The 2,678-nt window shown below is 52.2% G+C and carries 1 rRNA gene; it reads right to left on the bottom strand.

The window, feature by feature from the left end:
• Positions 1 to 2,678 (bottom strand): 23S ribosomal RNA (locus KQI22_RS13605); the annotation flags it as partial.

The following is a 2,678-nucleotide window of genomic DNA, read 5'->3' as shown; positions in this document are numbered from 1 at the left end:
TTGGGATATCTCATCTTGAGGGGGGCTTCACGCTTAGATGCCTTCAGCGTTTATCCCTGCCAGACTTGGCTACTCTGCCATGGTGTTGGTCACCAACAGATACACCAGCGGTCTGTCCATCCCGGTCCTCTCGTACTAAGGACAGCTCCTCTCAAATATCCTACGCCTGCGCCGGATAGGGACCGAACTGTCTCACGACGTTCTGAACCCAGCTCGCGTACCGCTTTAATGGGCGAACAGCCCAACCCTTGGGACCTGCTACAGCCCCAGGATGCGATGAGCCGACATCGAGGTGCCAAACCACTCCGTCGATGTGAACTCTTGGGAGTGATAAGCCTGTTATCCCCAGGGTAGCTTTTATCCGTTGAGCGATGGCAATCCCACTTTCATACCACCGGATCACTAAGTCCTACTTTCGTACCTGCTCCACCCGTCGGTGTCACAGTCAAGCTCCCTTCTGCCTTTGCACTCTGCGAATGGTTTCCAACCATTCTGAGGGAACCTTTGAGCGCCTCCGATACCCTTTCGGAGGCGACCGCCCCAGTCAAACTCCCCGTCAGACATTGTCCCCCGCCCGGGTCACGGGCGCAGGTTAGAAATCCAATACTCAAAGGGTGGTATCCCAACAGCGGCTCTGCGTAGACTGGCGTCCGCGCTTCTCAGCCTCCCACCTATCCTGTACATTCAGTATCGAATCCCAGTATCAAACTGGAGTAAAGCTCCATGGGGTCTTTCCGTCCTGGCGCAGGTAACCAGCATCTTCACTGGTACTTCAATTTCACCGGGTGCATTGTCGAGACAGTGCTCAAATCATTACGCCTTTCGTGCGGGTCGGAACTTACCCGACAAGGAATTTCGCTACCTTAGGACCGTTATAGTTACGGCCGCCGTTTACTGGGGCTTAAATTCGGAGCTTCGTTGCCTGACTCCTCCTCTTAACCTTCCAGCACCGGGCAGGCGTCAGCCCATATACCTCACCTTTCGGTTTCGCATAGACCTGTGTTTTTGCTAAACAGTTGCTTGAGCCTATTCTCTGCGGCCCACTCGCGTGGGCACCCCTTCTCCCGAAGTTACGGGGTCATTTTGCCGAGTTCCTTAACAATGCTTCTCCCGTCGGCCTTAGGATTCTCTCCTCATCTACCTGTGTCGGTTTACGGTACGGGTACGGTATGATTTATAGCGGCTTTTCTTGGCACATGGCTCACATGCTTCCCTACTTTATTTCGGTCCGCGTCACGTCTTCGTATTGCCACACGGATTTGCCTGCATGGCTACTACCTCGCTTGCACCGGTTTTTCCTTTCCCGGCTCATGCTCTCCACATGCGTCCCCACATTTCTTTCATATCGTAGTACAGGAATTTCAACCTGTTGTCCATCAGCTACGTCTTTCGACCTCGCCTTAGGTCCCGACTTACCCAGAGCAGATCAGCTTTACTCTGGAAACCTCGGATATTCGGCCGTAAGGATTCTCACCTTACTCTCGCTACTCATTCCGGCATTCTCTCTTCACAGCACTCCACTGCGCCTTTCGGTACAGCTTCGGCGCGCTGTCAATGCTCCTCTACCAATTCCTAAGAATTCCTAAGCTTCGGTGTCGTGTTTTAGCCCCGGACATTTTCGGCGCAGGACCTCTCGACTAGTGAGCTATTACGCACTCTTTGAATGTATGGCTGCTTCTGAGCCAACATCCTAGTTGTCTTCGAAATCCCACATCCTTTTCCACTTAACACGCACTTTGGGACCTTAGCTGTAGGTCTGGGCTCTTTCCCTTTTGACTACCCAACTTATCTCGTGCAGTCTGACTCCCGTTCATCATCTCCCTGGCATTCGTAGTTTGATAACCTTCGGTAGGCTTTGACGCCCCCTAGGGTATTCAGTGCTCTACCTCCAGGTGACTAAAACGAGGCTAGCCCTAAAGCTATTTCGAGGAGAACCAGCTATCTCCGGGTTCGATTGGAATTTCTCCCCTATCCACACCTCATCGCCACCCTTTTCAACGGATGTGCGTTCGGTCCTCCACCGCCTTTTACGACAGCTTCAACCTGGACATGGATAGATCACCCGGTTTCGGGTCTGCCATATCTGACTTCTCGCCCTGTTAAGACTCGTTTTCACTTCGGCTCCGTACCTTAAGTACTTAACCTCGCCAGATATTGCAACTCGCCGGACCGTTCTACAAAAAGTACGCGGTTGCACCTTCTTGTGCTTCCACAGCTTGTAAACACAGGGTTTCAGGTTCTCTTTCACTCCCCTCCCGGGGTCCTTTTCACCTTTCCTTCACAGTACTATGCTCTATCGGTCACTAAGGAGTATTTAGCCTTACGGGGTGGTCCCCGCTCCTTCAGACAAGGTTTCTCGTGTCTCGTCCTACTCTGGATACTGCCGAGCCATTTCCATTTTCACGTACAGGTCTTTCACCTTCTCTGGATGGTCTTTCCAGTGCCATTCTGTTAATGTCCATGGTCTCTTCTGCAGTCCGAACCCCGGATTGCACGCAACCCGGTTTGGGCTCTTTCGCTTTCGCTCGCCGCTACTCACAAAATCGATGTTTCTTTCTCTTCCTCCGGCTACTTAGATGTTTCAGTTCACCGGGTTCCCTCCGTTAACCTATGGATTCAGTTAACGGTGACTGAGGTTTCCTCAGCCGGGTTTCCCCATTCAGATATCTGTGGATCAC

This window comes from Kineothrix sp. MSJ-39 (assembly GCF_018917935.1).
GTDB lineage: Bacteria > Bacillota > Clostridia > Lachnospirales > Lachnospiraceae > CAG-194.
Note: the sequence above shows the minus strand (reverse complement) of the source record. Positions and strands in the feature narration are given on the sequence as shown.